Genomic DNA, 15,588 nt, shown 5'->3' on the forward strand with positions numbered 1-15,588 from the left:
GTTGTTTGGGCGTAATAGTGGGTCACGACACACGGTGTTTACCAAGAACAGTCGCCAGAATTTACAGAACATTGGCAGACTGCTGAAGGAATGTTCGCCGTTGAAGGAGACCCATTGGCCAAGTCCACCGTCGAAAAAAGCAGTGTCCGTCTCAAGACCGTCCTAGACGTCTTGGCAGAGGGAACGTGGTCCGAGCAGTCGTTGAATGCCGGCGAGATCCTGGCAGAGGCGATTGTCCGCGTCCCGCTGGATGCACGCGAGAGCGAACTGCTCAGCGGAGGCATTCCGCGCGGCCACAAGAACCTGACGACGGAGACCGCGAAACTGGTCAAGGCCGGCTGGCTGGTCAAGGGCCGTTCGGGCTGGACTATCACCGACGACGGCCTCCGTGCCACCGTCGCTTTCGCCAAGCCGGACGAGTTCGTCACCGCGCTGACTGAGGGCACCCCCGTCCCGGCAGACACTCCGCTTCCGACGGCCCCCGTCAAGAAGGCCGCAGCCAGGAAGCCCGCGGCCAAGAAGGCTCCCGCCGTGGAAAAGGCGCCTGTTGCCAAAGCTGCAGCAGCGAAGGCCCCGGCCGCCAAGGCAGCGCCTAAGAAAGCGGCCGCACCCAAAGCGACTGCCGCCGTCGAGAAGCTCGAGCAGCCGTCCGCCGTCGCGATCGCTGGTGACTTCAACACGATTCTCGGCGCGCCGGAGGACTGGGCTCCGCAGTACGACGAGGTGCAGATGAAGTTCAATTCCCGTCGCAAGGTGTGGACCCTTGCCGCCACGTTGCCTGCAGGTTTCTACACGTACAAGATCGCGCTGAACCGCTCGTGGGACGAGAACTACGGCGCGTTCGGCGCCCGTGATGGTGCCAACCACGAGCTGAACCACGACGGCGGCAAGGTCACCTTCACGTACGACCACGCCACGCGGGACATCGTCACGGCTTAGCTGTAACTCCAAAGTTTTCTCCAAGTCCAAATGTGGACTTGGAGAAAACTTGGGATTGCCCGACAAGGTTGCACCGGGAACAAAGCGCCCGGGTCCCGAGGTTAGGGTAGGTCAACAGAACCTAACCGAGGAGCTAGCGATGACCGATGCCACTTTCCGCCACAATGTTGACCGCGAGCGCTTTGAAGTGCTCGCCGATGGCCGCGTGATCGGTAAGGCCGCGTACAAATCGTACGACGACGGCGGGTCCCCGCAGCGGATCTTCTACCACACCGTGATCAACGAGGAGTTCGGCGGGCAAGGGCTGGCGGGCAGGCTCGCCGAAGTGGCCCTGAACGAGACCGTGAGTGAGGGGCTCGGGATCGTGCCGGTGTGCCCCTTCATCAAGAAGTTCCTCACCAAGCACCCGGAATACGTGGCGAACGCGGCTGCCCCGACCCTGGCGCACTTGGAGTACCTCAACGCTGCCCTCGTTCCGGCCGCCAGGGCCTAAAAGCGGCGGGTCGCGCCGCCGTCGAGCCTCACGAATACATCAATGAACCGGGAGTCGTCAGGACTTCGCCGGTCTCCAGCCAGGTCTTGAGGCCGGAGAGGATCATCGGCCAACCGCCGTAGATCTGGTCGTTGCCGCCCTCGCGCAAGTCGCTGTGGGTGACGGTCAGATGGCAAGAGTCGCCGACGGGTTCGATCTCCCAGGTGACGCGTGATGTGCCCTCGGCTTTGACGTCCTCGCCCCAGAGGGCGCGCATGGTCTGGACGAGCCGTCGCGGGGGATCGACCTCCACGTTTTCGCCTTCGCCGAGAACCATTCCGTTGGCCTTGGGATTGTGCATCTCGTAGTGCCCGCCCGGCGTCCAGTCGGCAGTGTGGGTGTTGCCGAACTGGTATTTGCTGCGGGTGTCGCTGTCCGTGATGGCATCCCAGAGCCGTTCCGGAGTGGTCTTGATGTAGATTTCGAAGATCTTTTCCACGGGACTTTCCAATCTGGTTTTGAGGTCGCTCAACGCAGCGGCCCATGGTTCTGCATATTTGCTCACCCAGCGGTCGTGGACGAGCCTGATGGGTACCGGATTCAGGTAATGGAGCTTTTCGCGACCGCGACGGCGGGTCACAACCAGCCCGGCTTCCTCAAGGATCTTGAGGTGCTTCATGATCCCGAAACGGGTCATGTCGAACCGTGCTTCAAGCGCGCTGAGCGTCTGCCCGTCCTCGCGGAAGAGCTCGTCGAGCAGATCCCTGCGGGTCGGGTCGGAGAGTGCCTTGAAGACGGCGTCCATGCATTCAGAATAGGTGACCATTTGGTCACATGTCAACGGATTCGGGCGGTCTGAAACTGGGCGGCTCTATGTTCGCGTGGGTCTGAAGTAGTGGTTGCGTCGGGGTGTTTGGCGGGGGTCGAGGTGGGGTGGTGGTTTGAACCATGCCGTGCCGGTTTCCATGGTGATGGTCCAGTGTTCTTTGTGGATGACGTGGTGGTGGTGGCTGCATAGCAGGGTGCCGTTGTCGGTGCTCGTGGTGCCGCCCTGTGACCAGTAGGTGATGTGGTGGGCTTCGCACCAGGGTGCGGGGATGGTGCAGTCGGGGAAGGTGCAGCCTTGGTCGCGGGCGATGATGGCTTTGCGGATGTGGGGCGGGAAGATCCTGGTGGTGCGGCCGATGTCCAGGACGCGGCTGTCGCTGCCGAGCAGGACGGGGATGATGTCCGCGTCGCAGGCGATCTTGCGGATGACCGAGGGGTGGATCGGGCCTTGGAAGGTGGAGGCGCCGGTGCCGGGGCGGGGGCTTGTGCCTGGGCGGGGGTTCGCGGCGGTGGGGGTTTCGCGGTCGATGCGCTTGAGCAGGTCTTGGTAGTCGATGGTGACCATGACCTGGGGGCGGAGTCCGCCGTTCGCCGGCAGCCCGCCGGTGGCCAGGGCGATGCTGCAGGCGCCGGTGAGTCCGTCGAGCAGCTTCTGTGCCCGGGAGCGGCGGTCCAGGGCGGGGTGGCCGGCGGGGTCGTCTGTGTGGTGCTGGAGGCGGGGGTTGGCGGCGGTGTTCATGGCGGTGGCGAGGGTTTCGAATTGTTCGGCGGTGGCGAAGATTTCCAGGTGGTGCAGGCCGCGGCGGGGTTTGCGGATGAATGCTCCTTGGCGGTGGCGGAGTTCTTCTTCGCCGGGTTCGGTTCCGTCCTGGTCTATGGCATCGACCCAGCGCTTGGCCATGCGGTTCACGAAATCGGGGTCGCTCTGCACGGCGGTGTGGGTGAGTGAGTGCTCCATCTGCAGGGTGGTTTCCTGATCGGCGAGGTGGCGTACCTGGTCCAGGGCCGTGCTGATGATGGTGGCCGATCGGGACGGCACGGCTGCGGTGGAAAGGGCCGCGGCGAGGACTTCGTGGCGTTCGGGTACGTCCTGTCCGGTGATCCCTGTCCGGGGGAGCACGCCGGAGGCCAGGGTGAGCCGGCGCCTGGCCTCGCCGATGCCGATCCGCAGCCTGGCGCGCAGGAATTCGGCCGCGTTCCGGTAACCGTCGTCCACCGCGCCTACTGAGGCTTCCGTGGGTTCGGTCCAGCCGGTCCGCCACCCCGGGGCCGCGGATGGCTGCCGTGCCGCCTGGGCTTCGCTGCGGGTCCGTTCCACGGCCTGGGCGGCGACGAGCTGCAAGAACTCCACCGTCCGGGAGATCTCTTCGACCTTGCCGGCGAAATCCGCGGCATCGGGGAAAGCGAACGAGCGGGCGTCGGAGAGAGCGGTTGCGCGCAGCGCATCCATCGCCGCCACCGCCAGGTCAAGGCCACCCGCGGGGGACGGTGCGGCGGCGGCCGGGTTTTGGAACTGGGAAGGGATCTGGAACTGGGAAGGGGTCTGGAGCTGGGAAGGGTTTTGATGCTGGGCGTGGCGGGCAGCGACGGGCTTCAGGCGGCGGGACAGGCGTCCCGGCGCCGCGATCCCGCCGTCGGGCAGGGCTGCCCGACGTGCCACGAGTTGACCGATGCCTTCCATGACTAAACCCTGTCACGGGGGTCTGACATTTAAGGCTCCCGCACAGCCCTTCGGCGTCGCGAAAAGCGAAACAAGGAAAACTGGTCCCAAAATCAGGTGCTGAGTTCCCAATGAATCCGGATCGCGTCAGCGATCGGGCCGGCGGTGACGTCTACCTGAAAGGCCACGGGCGCGGTACCTGTCGCTTCAATGACGGTGTCGTGGTAAACCCGGCCGCATGACGGACACAGGGTGTAGAGGTCCTCATCGTCGGGCCACGCGGCCAGTCCGGCAGGGACCGGCGACTCTGCTCCCGCGTAAACAGGGACGCCCTGCGAGTTGGCCTGAATCAATCCCTCTTTGCTGACCGTGTTTCCGCACAGGCAAGTGATCGTGGTGACATCATGACCGATGACATCAGCGAATTCAGTGTCCATTTGAGCTCCCCGGCGTCGGAAGAGACGTTCTGCTTGTAGTTTATGCCTGCCGATCCGCCGGATGTTTGACCCCGCGCGACTTAGCTGACGGTTTACCCGTTGTTACCCGACAGCCGGGGCGGGAAGATGTTCCCATGCTGCCTGAGGAGCGTTTCAACGTGCTGGTCGATGAATTCAGGGCCAGCCCCGGCGTGAGCGTGCCGGGAGAACCGGGGCAGCGCGGATTCGGTTCGAACGCGCTGAAAGTTCACGGCTCGATTTTTGCAATGATTTCCGGAGGAAGGCTCGTTGTGAAGCTGCCGCACCAGCGTGTTGAGACGCTGATCGGAACCGGAGTTGGTGCGCCGTTTGACGCCGGAAAGGGCCGTGCAATGAAGGAGTGGCTCACCGTCACTGCTGACGATGAGGAGACGTGGCTGGCCCTGGCACGTGAGGCCTTGGACTTCGTGGGGTCTCAGCGAAGAACACAGTGAAGGGAAGCGATGAAATCCAACGAACTGCTGCAGGATGCTTTTGGCCGGATCCGTGACGTAGTGGCCGCAACCCTGGAAGGGGTCGACGACGAGTCCCTGGTCCGTCGGCCCGCCGGCACCGGAAACTCGATTGCGTGGTTGATCTGGCACCTCAGCCGCGTGGAGGACGTCCAAGTCGCGTCCGCCGCCGGGATGAAGCAGGTCTGGACTTCGCAGGATTTCGCCGGCCGTTTCAAGCTGCCGCTGCCCGAACGCGACACTGGCTATGGCCACTCGAGCGATAAAGTCGACGCGGTTCAGGCCCCGCCGGAGCTACTGCTCGAATATTACGACGCCGTCCACCGGCAGACGATGGCGTTCGTGAAAACGCTCGACGACGAGGACCTTGATCGCATCGTCGACACCCGCTGGGACCCGCCGGTTACACTCGGCGTGCGGCTGGTCAGCACGATTGCCGATTGCCTTCAGCACGCGGGGCAGGCCGCCTACGCCAAAGGCCTAGGCGGCCGGTGAGCGTACCCCTCATGCCACGTTGCGAGATACCGCGTTCCGAGGTTTGAAGACCAACCCCAAGACGGCTGCCAGGGCGAGCGCGGAAAGGACGGTTGCCGACCAGAACCCGGCCCGCCCGCCGGTCAGGAAGTCGCCGGGGATCGCGAAGGCTGCGTAGATAGAAGCCACGATGGCCAGGCCGACGGCGCCGCCCAGTTGCTGCATTGTCTGGAAGAGTCCCGACGCGGACCCTGCGTGCTCGGGTTCGACATTGCGAAGCGCGAGCGTCGTCAGTGGCATGAACGTCATGCCGGCGGAGATTCCAGTGCCCAGAAGTGCAAGCAAAACAAGGGCGAACGGGGTGTCCGTCTTCAGTTGTGTGAGCGGCAAGAAGGCGACGACGCGAAGCGCGGTGCCAAAGATCACCAGCCGGACGGCCCCGAAGCGCTCAAGTAGCCGCGGGACGATCCGCGACATCGCGAAGATGCTTAGCGGCATCGGCAGGAACGCAAGCCCGGTCACCATCGGCGTGAGGTGCAGATCGTCTTCGAGGTACTGGACCATAAGGAAGAACATCGCCAGCATGCCACCGTAGGTTGCCGCCATCGCGGCCAGCGCCGCCAGTCGGCTCGGGCTGCGCAGCAGTTGCGGTCGGAGCAGCGGGTGCGCCACCCTCCGCTCGGTAACGGCGAGAACTGCGATCAGCGCTGCGCCGACAAGCAGGCCGCCGATCGTGCGCGGGCTGGACCAGCCGACGTCGCCCGCTTGGATGAGGCCCCACACGATGGCGACGGCGCCGCCCGTCGCGGTCACCGCTCCGAGGAGGTCGAAGCGTCCGGGCCGCCGGGGAGTTTCCGCGACGAGGCGCGGCACCGCAATGAGGACGACGACGCCGATCGGCACGTTGATGAAGAGGGTCCACCGCCAGCTGGTGGTATCGGTGAGGAGCCCGCCGAGGATGAGCCCGAGCGCGCCTCCCATGGAGGCAATGGCGGAGAACAGGGCGAGCGCCCGGTTCCGCGCGCCGTCGTCCTTCGCGCTGGTGGTGATGAGCGCGAGGACGCTCGGGGCGGCGAATGCGGCGCCTAGGCCCTGGAGTGCGCGCGCGATGACGAGGAGTAGGGGCGAGGTGGCCAGGCCACCAAGCAATGAGAAGAGCGTGAAGGCCGCGACGCCCACCAGGAAGGTGCGACGACGGCCGACGACGTCCCCGATCCGTCCGCCGAGCAGCAGGAGGCCGCCGAAAGCGACGGCGTAGCCGTTCAGGACCCAGCTGAGCTCGGCCCGGTCGAAGTGGAGGTCGGTGGCGATGTGGGGGAGCGCGACGTTCACGACGGTCGCGTCGAGGACAAGCATGAGTTGGGCCAGCATGACCAGCCAGAGGCCAATGCTGCCGGCGCGACGGCCGGATGTGATGATCCCGGCGGGTGCGCGTGTGGCGATTGTGGGTGTCATGGGAGGTGTCCTGTTCTAGCCGAGGGGGCTGACGTACACTAAGAGGAGAGTTGCTCCGTTTAGAACTATACGGAGACAGTCTCCGTTTTGCAATGGTGTATTGAAAGGTGTTTCTGTGCGCGCTGACGCCCAACGCAACCGCGACCGGATCGTGGAGGTTGCGCGTGCACTCTTCCGTGTCAAAGGCTTTGAAGCCGTCTCCATGGACGAAGTTGCCAAAGCGGCCGAGGTGGGACCCGGTACGCTCTACCGGCACTTCCCGACCAAAGAGTCGCTGTACGACGCGGTCCTCGAGGCGTGGGCAGAAAAGGTCCGCACCGCCGTCGACCGGGCACTGTCCCTCGACGCCCCGGCGCGGGAGCAGTTGTTGAGCTGGCTGACCGACTATGCGTCGATGCTGACAGAACACAAGGGTGCGGCCGCGCGGATCACCGCGGCGCTAGGCGACCCGGGTTCACCATTTGCGGCAAAGTGCCAGACCTACCTCGGCGCTAATCAGCGCGTGATCGAGGCGTTGGACTCCGCCTTGCGCCCTGGAGTCGATGCGATGCAGATCAGCCGGCTCGTCGGCGGTGTGGCCGCAGTGGTAGATAACAGCGAACTTCCGGCCGATGCGGCAGCATCCATGCTCGCGGTAGTCGCTGACGGACTTGTAGCTTCCTGACTGATTCAGAGCGCGCGTCCGGGGACGCTCCCCGATCCTCCTGCACTCTCGGAGCGCTTTGCCCTGTGTCAGGCGACCCTCGCTCACTTATGGCGCGTTTTTCGCGTTCGCTCGCTCACTATGACGACGGCGCACGGGTGCGCAGGAGCGTTTAGCACTGGCGGGCTACTTGCGCCGTGGCGCCATCCTCGCTGAACTTTCCCTGGCCTGCGTATGCCCTAAGTGCCTTGCCGCCGACCGCCGTCGTGCGCCCTCCGGGTGCAACACGGGCAACACTCGCAAATTCGTTAACTAATTCGAGTAGGGATCACTCAAGGCTGCCCAGAAGCCCGTCCGTAGGATCCGAAGTGAGCCGAAGATGGCTCACTGCCATTGCTTTTGGGATGCAATGTGCGGCAGCACCAACCCCCGGCAGGGCCCTGAACCATGCCAAGGACGCACATCATGAAGACTGCAAAACTCATGGCCGTCGCTTGCCTTTCGCTTGCTTGGATAGCCACAACATTCACCCCCGCGAATGCCGCACCCTTGGAGGCTTCGGGCATCGTCTTGGGCAGCGACATCTCCTGGCCCCAATGTGGTGGCTGGCTACCTTCCGGCCAGGCGTTCGGGATCGTCGGAGTGAACGACGGCCGGCCGGGCACCGCGAATCCCTGTCTCGCCGAACAGTTGGGCTGGGCCAACGGTTCGGCGGGCGGGACGAGCCAGCCGGCGTCCGCCGTGTATGTGAATACCGCCAATCCCGCGGGGTATGGCGGCTGGTGGCCGGCATCCGATGCGGAGGTGGGCGTGAGCGGTCGCAACCCATATGGGAGCTGCGACGGGACAGCTTCGGCGGCGTGCGCCTACCTCTACGGTTATGGAATGGCCTTCGACGACGTCAATCGTTACGGGATCAGCGACCCCGCCAAGCGCATGTGGTGGCTGGACGTGGAGACCGGGAACGCCTGGTCCTGGGACACTGTGGCCAACGCCGCGGTTATTGAAGGCATGGCCTCCTTTTTGCAGAGCATTGGCGCGGCGGTGGGCATCTACTCAACCTCGTACCAGTTCGGACTAATCGCCGGTCGGCTTCACCCCGACAGCAACCTGAACGGACTTAAGAGCTGGCTTGCCGGAGCAACGTCTCCGGAGTCCGCTGTGGAACTCTGCTCCGCCCCGCCACTGACAGCCGGCGGCGTGGTTGCGCTCACCCAATTCACCACCGACTTCGACTACAACTACTCCTGCATTCCGCCTGCGCCGCCGCCACCCCCGCCGCCAGCTCGGGTTGTGGCCCCGCCAAAGCCCCCGGTCCCGACGGTGACTGAATATGCCAACGGAAAGCGCAAGCCGGTACTGTCCATACCGCAGGGCTGACGGCTCCCCGCCGAGGTTCGTGACGCGTCGTTTCGTGACCTCAGGCAACGATGGACCAGACTTAGGGACGTGACCAACAAACCCCGCCCCGGCCTAGCGATCGCTGCACTGAGTCTCGGGACGGCGCTGAACCCGCTGAACTCGTCGATGATCGCCGTCGCGCTCGTGGTTCTTCGCCAGGACTTCGCGCTCGACGTCGCCACGGTCACCTGGGTGATCACGTCCTTCTATCTCGCCTCGGCGGCTGGCCAGCCGCTCATGGGCCGCCTGGCGGACCGCTTTGGTCCGCGGAGGTTGTTTACCTTCGGCATGGCAGTGGTCGCAATTTCATGCGTTCTGGCGCCGTTCTCGCCGAACTTTGCGCTGGTCTGCGTGGCCCGCGCGCTCATGGCGGTGGGGACCGCGACGGCGTACCCGTGCGCCGTCGTCATGGTCTCGACGCTCAGCCGGCAGGCGAACATCAGCTCCACCCGGCCTCTGGGGCGGATCCAGATGGCGAACACCTCGGCCGCTGCGGTGGGACCCGTCGTCGGCGGCCTCCTGGTGAGCCTGATCGGCTGGCAGGCGCTGTTCGCGATCAACGTGCCGATCTCGCTTCTGGCCCTGATCGTGGTGCAGCGTGTGGCGCCGCCCGACGTCGGACGCGAAAGCGGCAAGCTCTCCGCCCTCCTTCGCGATTCGGACATTCCGGGCATCCTGGCGTTCATCGCTTCGTTGACGCTGGCGATGATGGCGCTGCTCAACGTCATGCCGGCCTACCGCTGGTGGTTCATCGCCGTCGCTGTTGTATTGGCCGCGCTGTTTGCCTGGCGCGAGTTGCGTTTCAGTCCGCCGTTCCTGGACTTGCGGCTGCTCGGCCGGAACCGGCCGCTGCTGCTGTTGTACTTGGGTTTCGCGGTGTTCAGCGCGGTCTACTATTTTGCTTTCTTCGGGCTTCCGCAGTTGCTGCAGCAGGCGGGAAAGTACGACGCCGGGGTGGTCGGCCTGCTGATGCTTCCCCTTGCTGCCATGTCGGTTTTCATGACGCCGGTGACGGTGCGGTTCATTGAGCGGTTCGGCGTGCGGTCCGTGATGATCGCCGGCGTCGTGCTTTTGGCGCTGGCTTCCGGTGCGCTCGGGGTGCTGACGCTGTCCTTCTGGCCCCCGCTGGTGCTCGTGCTCACCGCGCTGATGGGTGTGCCGTATGGGGTGGTCAGCACGGCATCGAACCAGGGCTTGTATGTGTCCGCACGGCCCGAGGATAGGGGAGTGGCAGCCGGGATTTTCCAGACGTGCCGATACCTCGGGGCCATCACGGCGACGGTGCTCATTGGTGTGCTGTACGGTCCCGGGGTCAACCAGGCAAACTGGGGGCTCATGGTGTTGGTGATGCTGGGGCTGAGTGCGGTGGTGTTTGTGTTGGCCCTGGCTTGGCGGAAGCCGGGGGCAGTGGGTTAAGTCCCATCGCGCCGCTCCGAAACCCGCTGCGGCTCGACAGACCCCCTATACCTACTCCGACCCACCTTGACCACTCATTTTCAGTGCAATGCCCACTCAATTTCAGTGCAATGCACACTGAGTGATCATTTTCGCCCGTAGCGTTGGATAGATTGTCAGGCTAGGGCTCTGGGGCGCTCTCCGCAGATTTGGAAGGCCACTAGGCTCTCACATTTCAAAGCTGCGTTAGGAGTTGGGAATTGTTCGAAGAGGAAACCCGACGGGCACTTGACTACGTGTCTCGCGGCGTGAGCGTACGGATCGTCGGCGGCCCCGGAAGTGGAAAATCGACGGTCCTGCAGTCGATCGCCGCTGGCCTCGAAAAGGCCGGTGTCACGGTCTACAGCCTCTCGGGTTCGCGGCTCCTGAATGAGACCCCGTTCGCAGGGATTGGCGCACTCGGACTGGAAGGGCGCGGGCAAGAGAATGGGCCGCTAGGAGTCGCGAACGTGCTTGCCGAACGGTTGGCTCGGCGAGGCCGCCGGGCGCTCGTTGTTGACGATATCGATGAGCTCGACAAGGAATCAGCGGCAGTCATTGACATTGTTCAAGGGCGGACCCAACGGCCGCTTGTGATGACGATGGACGATGCCCCACTGTACTCAGGGGCCTCAGTGTTCATGCCTGCCCGATGGCCGGAGGCAACGATTCGACTCAGTCCTCTTCACTACGATCAAGTCAACAAACTGCTGGCCCAGACACTCGGGTCGCCGCCGGATGTGGATTTGACCACCGCCGTGCTCATGAAATCTGGAGGCAGCCCGGGACTCGTGGTCAGGATCGCCCAAAGCGCAGAGCTGAGCAAGCAACTTATCCTCCATGGTGGACAGTGGAGAATGGGTGGGCACACACTCTGGAACGAATATCTACAGAGCACCGTCCAGGAACTCCTTCACGGACTAAGCGCCGATGAACGGACGGCTTTGCATACCCTGTCCGTGGTGGGAGCCCGGCCGCTGGGGTCCCTGAAGCCAGTAGTTGAGGCAGATATCCTGGACAGGCTCGAAATGCGCGGGCTGGTTGCGCTCACCGAAGACAGCGGCGGAGCCATATGGGTAAGCGTTAGTCCGCACATTATTGTCGACCATTTCCGTGACCCTCACATGCGATCCTCCCGCAGGGTGCTGGCGGACCGGAGTAACCGGGAGATCGATTCCCATGACCCGCCGGTAAAGAGTTCCTCGCCTGAGCTTCTCGCCGAATTGATCGGAGACTTGCGGAGTGAAGCCGGCGGCGGCACGGCTGCGACGCAGCATTTCCAAGAACAACTACGGGAACTGGAGGAATCACAATTCAGCGTCTGGGGGTCCGAAAAGACCATGTCCAACGCAGCAGCGTTCCTCAAGTTCTATTGGGGCGGCCCGATCGACCCGTCACGCATCGAACAAGTCTTCAGCGAAACCGAGACGGCTGGCGCTGATTCCGGCGATCACTTCTTCTTCGCCATGACGCGGGCGCTGTGGGCCATCGTCAGCGGCGGGGAAGCATCCGCCGCGACGGGCATACTCCAGGCGATCGGCCAAGCTCACCCCGATTGGAGTGCAGAAGCCCAGGCGTTCGCACTCTACCTGCAGGCGTCTTTTGACCGAATGCCTTTGAACCTCGACGAAACCCTGGACAGGCTACGCAGCCGCCATCCCGAGAGTGGCGTTCTGCCAGTCATCCGGGGCATTCTGGAGCTCTACCGCTTCGACGCCCAGGCTGCCCTCCGGGCCCTTGATTCAGCAGATGGCTTCGACCTTGCCGCAGGCATGGAACCGTTCATCCGCGGACTCGCTCTCCATATTGCCGGCCACGGCGAAGAAGCAATGATCTTCTCCCTCAGTCAACGAGCCGCGGCACGGCGCCGCCTTGATCAGTTCGGCTTCGTCGCGAGTAGCTACGTTGCGGTACTGGCCATGACACAACAAGGACTCAGCAAGGAAGCTGACTATGTAATGACTGGCGTGTTCGCGCTCGGCCGGCCCGGCTTCCTCGTGAGCTTCCTCCATGACGCCTTGCTCAGAATCGCCGGCCTTCGCGTATTGGCCAGCTCCGGTAAGAATGTCCCCTCGCTGGGGATTCAGGCACGCAAAGACGCCGCCGACATCGGCCCCCTGCCTGGAACCGGAAAAGCAGTCTATGAGCTCGTTACCGGGAAATACGCCGATCCAGCCGAGTTTGATGAAAAGGCTGCCGACCTTCTGGAACAACAACTAGACCGGGGTTACATCACCGAAGCCGTGTATGCCTCATTGTTCATGCTGTCCCTCTACCCCGGACACAAGATCCTGGAGACCACGCAACGGCTACTGCAGGAAAACGGCGTGAACACCCATGCCCAGTTCCTTGCCATCGCCGGTGCCATTCGGGACCGCGACCACCAACTACTGAAGATTCTCCTGGACCAATACGAAGTGGACTTTGACCTTCCCGCGATCACCAGGCTCCTGAAAGGCGTGGTGAAGGGTCACCTCCTCAAACGCCACCGAGGTTTGGCCAAAACCTTTCATCAAATCATCTCAACTTTCGAAAACCGCTTCCCGCCAGAAGGGGTACTACTGACCCTCGACACGGGAGGGCATCCTCAGGGTCTGACTCCTCGGGAGAGGGAAATCGCCATCCTGGCAGGCAGCCAACGCACTCCCGAAATCGCTGCCCTCCTGGGGATCAGCCCACGGACCGTGGAAAACCACATCTCCAGAGCCCTTGCCAAGACCGGAACCACCACGCGCCAGTCCCTTTATGAGCACGCTCGAAACTCCCAAACAAGCGGTGGATAACTGGACGCCCGGCCGCAGATCCTCGGCTGCAATTCAGCTGGGAGTATGACTGCTCTTCGGCTGCGCCCGCCACGGTGAGTCCGGTCGCTCCCTGAGTTGGGGCTTGACGCACTCCCTATCTGGCAGTGTCAAGCGTTTTGCTATTAATGAGTGGTGAGTACTCGAAATTGAGTATGTAAGGACCTCAAATTGAGTGGTCACAAAGCCGGAATTGAGTAATATCGAAGCCTGCACGGATGGATCAATCCATTCTGGTTCTGACCATAAAATTAAAGTCCTCCGATCTGTTATTAAAATATCTTGACTAGTTTATCTGTCCTGAATACTTTCGTTGTGAAGCAATCTGCTTCGTCGGGGCGCCCCACCCATCATCACTCGCAGTTTGGCGCCCCAAGGTCGGCCAGTTTTTGGGTTGGGGGATTTTGATGGTTCACGTATCACGTTGGACGAGAGTTTTGCATCTGTTGACCGCACTCGTTGCGGCTGTGGCTGTTGTTTTTGGTTCGGTAGCTCCGGCTACTGCCAATGCTGCCGAGAACCGGACAGTGGTGGGTAGCGGTGAAGGGGCCGTTTTGCTGGAGCCGACGAAGGCGCAGAAGGCCGAGGCGATAAAACGGCTGGAGCAAGCCCGCCAGCTGGACCCTGCCGGTTTCGCGAACCGGCTGGAACTGATTCAGGGATCGAAGGAGCTCAGGGAGTATTTGTCTTCAGACAGCCGTTTCGATAGTGGATTGCAGCAGCAGTTCCTTGCGGCATCCATGCCTACGGACGTCCTGGAATCTCTGGTTTCACTCACGGATTCCGGATACCTGACCCTTGAATTGGCGGATGGTCCAAACAAAACTAAGGTTGCCAAGCTAATTAAGGCTGAGCCGAGCATGATCGGTGGCGGTAAGGGGTCAATGGGGATGAAGCCGATGTTTCCTCAGTGCCCGTCCGCGTGGGCTGCCCTATGGGCCTGGTGGGGCACAAACTCGGCTTTCTGCGGCGCGATGGGCTTCTTCGGCCCCATGGCCGCATTGGGATGCTCGGCAGCCGTGGCGATCGCCGGGTCCGTTATTGACTTCAACAGGGGATGTCGATGAACGCCGGGACTGATTCGACCGTACGCAATTATTGGCTCGCACTGTCAGCGTTGTTCGGGGTAACTGTCAGCGTAGTGTCAATGACAGACCCGCCATGGTCATTGATCATGGTCGCGGCCTTCATCCTCTTTGCTGTCCTGCAAGCCATTCACTACCGCCAGCTGGGCCGCGAAATCCAGGGGAAGCTGGCTACGGCCAATCCTGGAGCTGGAGTTGTCGCTGCCGTTTTCGGCGGCGCCGCGGTTCTCATCCACGGGACACCCATTGCCCTTTGGGCAGGGCCCGTTCTTGGCCTGGTGACGTTCGTAGGCATGTACCTGTTCCTTCACCGGTACGGGCGCTTCCACAAGGGCGCTACTTCGAATTAGCCGAAACCTTGAGCAGCGTTGTTCGGATGTGGCCAATAATGACAATTGTCCCGGTGCTGGGGATCGTCTTTGCCAACCTGTATCTGCTCAATCTCGGCGTCTACCCTCCGGTGGATTTCTTGGTTTATCGGTACGCTTCGGTAGCGTCTTGGCCCGGGGAAGATATTTATGCCCGCAACGTTTTTGGGGAACTTCTGCCGTCCGAGGGCCTGCCTTTCGTCTACACGCCTTTCGCAACTGCGCTCCTATCTATCACGAGTTTGTTTTCTACCCAGGTGTCCTTCATGCTGTGGACCACAGGCTGCGTGGCAACTTTGGCGTTCATCATTGGTATTTGCCTGCCGCAGTCTTTGCCCAGGCGACGGATGATATGGCTAGCGCTTCTCTTTCTGGGCTGTTGTGCCACGGTCGTCGCCCAGCACTTGGTGTGGGGGCAGATCAACTTGTTCCTCGCCGGACTCTGTCTCGCGGATTTCGTCCGTCACACCAATGGAAGGTTGTCCCGGTTTCTTCCGAAAGGGGTGCTGATAGGGATCGCCGCCGGTATCAAGCTGGACCCGGCCATCTTCATTCCATATCTCTTGATGACAAGACAATGGCGTATGGCCGGCTCTGCCATGGCGGGCTTTGCTGGGACGGTCATTATTGGTGGGATCATGTTTCCCGCCATATCAGTCACTTATTGGTTCTCAAGCGTGTGGCAGCTCAGCTCAAAGGTTGATCTGGGCACCCAGTTCGCCAGCGCTGGCAACAACTCCATACAGGGGGCGGCCGGAGCGATCGGGCATTGGGCGGTCTCGCCCTCCAAGGTCATTGTTATCGTTGTGGCCGTTCTCGGCTTGTTGGCTGCTGCGGAGATCTTCCGTGTGGGACATACGCTGGCGGCAGCTCTGACTGTCGGAATGACTGCGAACGCAACGATAGGGACGTTCTTCGCGCTAAGGAGCCGCACCTCGCCTCTCGCGGCAGCAATACTCTCCCAACGCCGCTTGGAAGGACGCCCAGCCAAGATCTAGAAATTCCGCCCTCCCTCAATAGCGGTGCCGGGCAATTCCGACGAGAGGTCAGTACATCTTATGGATAGAAATAGTGCACCAAGCAGAGGCCAGCTGTTACTT

15 protein-coding genes are annotated in these 15,588 nt (G+C 62.4%); 11 read left to right on the forward strand and 4 right to left on the reverse strand.

Features of this window, described 5'->3' with window-relative positions:
• Positions 1–114 precede the first annotated feature (114 nt).
• Positions 115–939 (forward strand): glycosidase, encoded by an 825-nt coding sequence (locus tag ACFVTG_RS13075; RefSeq protein ID WP_390281005.1) that lies wholly within the window; start codon positions 115–117, stop codon positions 937–939.
• A 139-nt stretch (positions 940–1,078) separates the two neighbouring features.
• Entirely contained in the window at positions 1,079–1,432 is a 354-nt protein-coding gene (locus ACFVTG_RS13080) for a GNAT family N-acetyltransferase (RefSeq protein ID WP_390281007.1), read from the forward strand.
• A gap of 28 nt (positions 1,433–1,460) precedes the next feature.
• Here the strand turns inward: ACFVTG_RS13080 and ACFVTG_RS13085 are convergent, their stop codons facing one another.
• From ACFVTG_RS13085 to ACFVTG_RS13095, 3 genes are all read right to left on the reverse strand, one after another.
• A complete protein-coding gene (locus ACFVTG_RS13085) occupies positions 1,461–2,216 on the reverse strand; it encodes a metalloregulator ArsR/SmtB family transcription factor (protein ID WP_284751500.1) in 756 nt (251 codons plus the stop codon).
• A 66-nt stretch (positions 2,217–2,282) separates the two neighbouring features.
• Entirely contained in the window at positions 2,283–3,920 is a 1,638-nt protein-coding gene (locus ACFVTG_RS13090; protein ID WP_390281009.1) for a DUF222 domain-containing protein, read from the reverse strand.
• Between the two features lie 92 nt (positions 3,921–4,012).
• A complete protein-coding gene (locus tag ACFVTG_RS13095) occupies positions 4,013–4,336 on the reverse strand; it encodes a hypothetical protein (protein ID WP_284756200.1) in 324 nt (107 codons plus the stop codon).
• Positions 4,337–4,470: 134 nt separating this feature from the next.
• On the opposite strand from ACFVTG_RS13095, the gene ACFVTG_RS13100 reads away from it, so the two are divergent.
• Both ACFVTG_RS13100 and ACFVTG_RS13105 read left to right on the forward strand, forming a co-directional pair.
• Entirely contained in the window at positions 4,471–4,809 is a 339-nt protein-coding gene (locus tag ACFVTG_RS13100) for a hypothetical protein (RefSeq protein WP_390281011.1), read from the forward strand.
• A 9-nt stretch (positions 4,810–4,818) separates the two neighbouring features.
• Positions 4,819–5,322, forward strand: coding sequence for a DUF664 domain-containing protein (locus ACFVTG_RS13105; protein WP_390281013.1), 504 nt, complete (start codon positions 4,819–4,821; stop codon positions 5,320–5,322).
• Positions 5,323–5,331: 9 nt separating this feature from the next.
• Here the strand turns inward: ACFVTG_RS13105 and ACFVTG_RS13110 are convergent, their stop codons facing one another.
• Positions 5,332–6,756 carry an MFS transporter gene (locus ACFVTG_RS13110; protein ID WP_390281015.1) on the reverse strand — a complete coding sequence of 475 codons (1,425 nt, stop codon included), beginning with the start codon at positions 6,754–6,756 and terminating at the stop codon, positions 5,332–5,334.
• A 115-nt stretch (positions 6,757–6,871) separates the two neighbouring features.
• On the opposite strand from ACFVTG_RS13110, the gene ACFVTG_RS13115 reads away from it, so the two are divergent.
• The 7 genes from ACFVTG_RS13115 to ACFVTG_RS13145 all read left to right on the forward strand — a co-directional run bounded on the left by ACFVTG_RS13115 (position 6,872) and on the right by ACFVTG_RS13145 (position 15,486).
• A complete protein-coding gene (locus ACFVTG_RS13115) occupies positions 6,872–7,420 on the forward strand; it encodes a TetR/AcrR family transcriptional regulator (protein ID WP_390281017.1) in 549 nt (182 codons plus the stop codon).
• A 444-nt stretch (positions 7,421–7,864) separates the two neighbouring features.
• Entirely contained in the window at positions 7,865–8,779 is a 915-nt protein-coding gene (locus tag ACFVTG_RS13120) for a hypothetical protein (protein ID WP_390281019.1), read from the forward strand.
• A 69-nt stretch (positions 8,780–8,848) separates the two neighbouring features.
• Positions 8,849–10,216 (forward strand): MFS transporter, encoded by a 1,368-nt coding sequence (locus tag ACFVTG_RS13125; protein WP_390281023.1) that lies wholly within the window; start codon positions 8,849–8,851, stop codon positions 10,214–10,216.
• Between the two features lie 239 nt (positions 10,217–10,455).
• Entirely contained in the window at positions 10,456–13,017 is a 2,562-nt protein-coding gene (locus tag ACFVTG_RS13130) for a LuxR C-terminal-related transcriptional regulator (protein WP_390281025.1), read from the forward strand.
• A gap of 464 nt (positions 13,018–13,481) precedes the next feature.
• Positions 13,482–14,102 carry a hypothetical protein gene (locus ACFVTG_RS13135; RefSeq protein ID WP_390281027.1) on the forward strand — a complete coding sequence of 207 codons (621 nt, stop codon included), beginning with the start codon at positions 13,482–13,484 and terminating at the stop codon, positions 14,100–14,102.
• Between the two features lie 80 nt (positions 14,103–14,182).
• The gene (locus ACFVTG_RS13140) at positions 14,183–14,470 is read left to right on the forward strand and encodes a hypothetical protein (protein WP_390281029.1); all 288 of its coding nucleotides are present in this window, start codon (positions 14,183–14,185) and stop codon (positions 14,468–14,470) included.
• Positions 14,471–14,508: 38 nt separating this feature from the next.
• Positions 14,509–15,486 carry a glycosyltransferase family 87 protein gene (locus tag ACFVTG_RS13145; RefSeq protein ID WP_390281031.1) on the forward strand — a complete coding sequence of 326 codons (978 nt, stop codon included), beginning with the start codon at positions 14,509–14,511 and terminating at the stop codon, positions 15,484–15,486.
• Positions 15,487–15,588 lie beyond the last annotated feature (102 nt).

Source organism: Arthrobacter sp. NPDC058127, from assembly GCF_042884555.1.
Classification (GTDB): Bacteria; Actinomycetota; Actinomycetes; order Actinomycetales; family Micrococcaceae; genus Arthrobacter.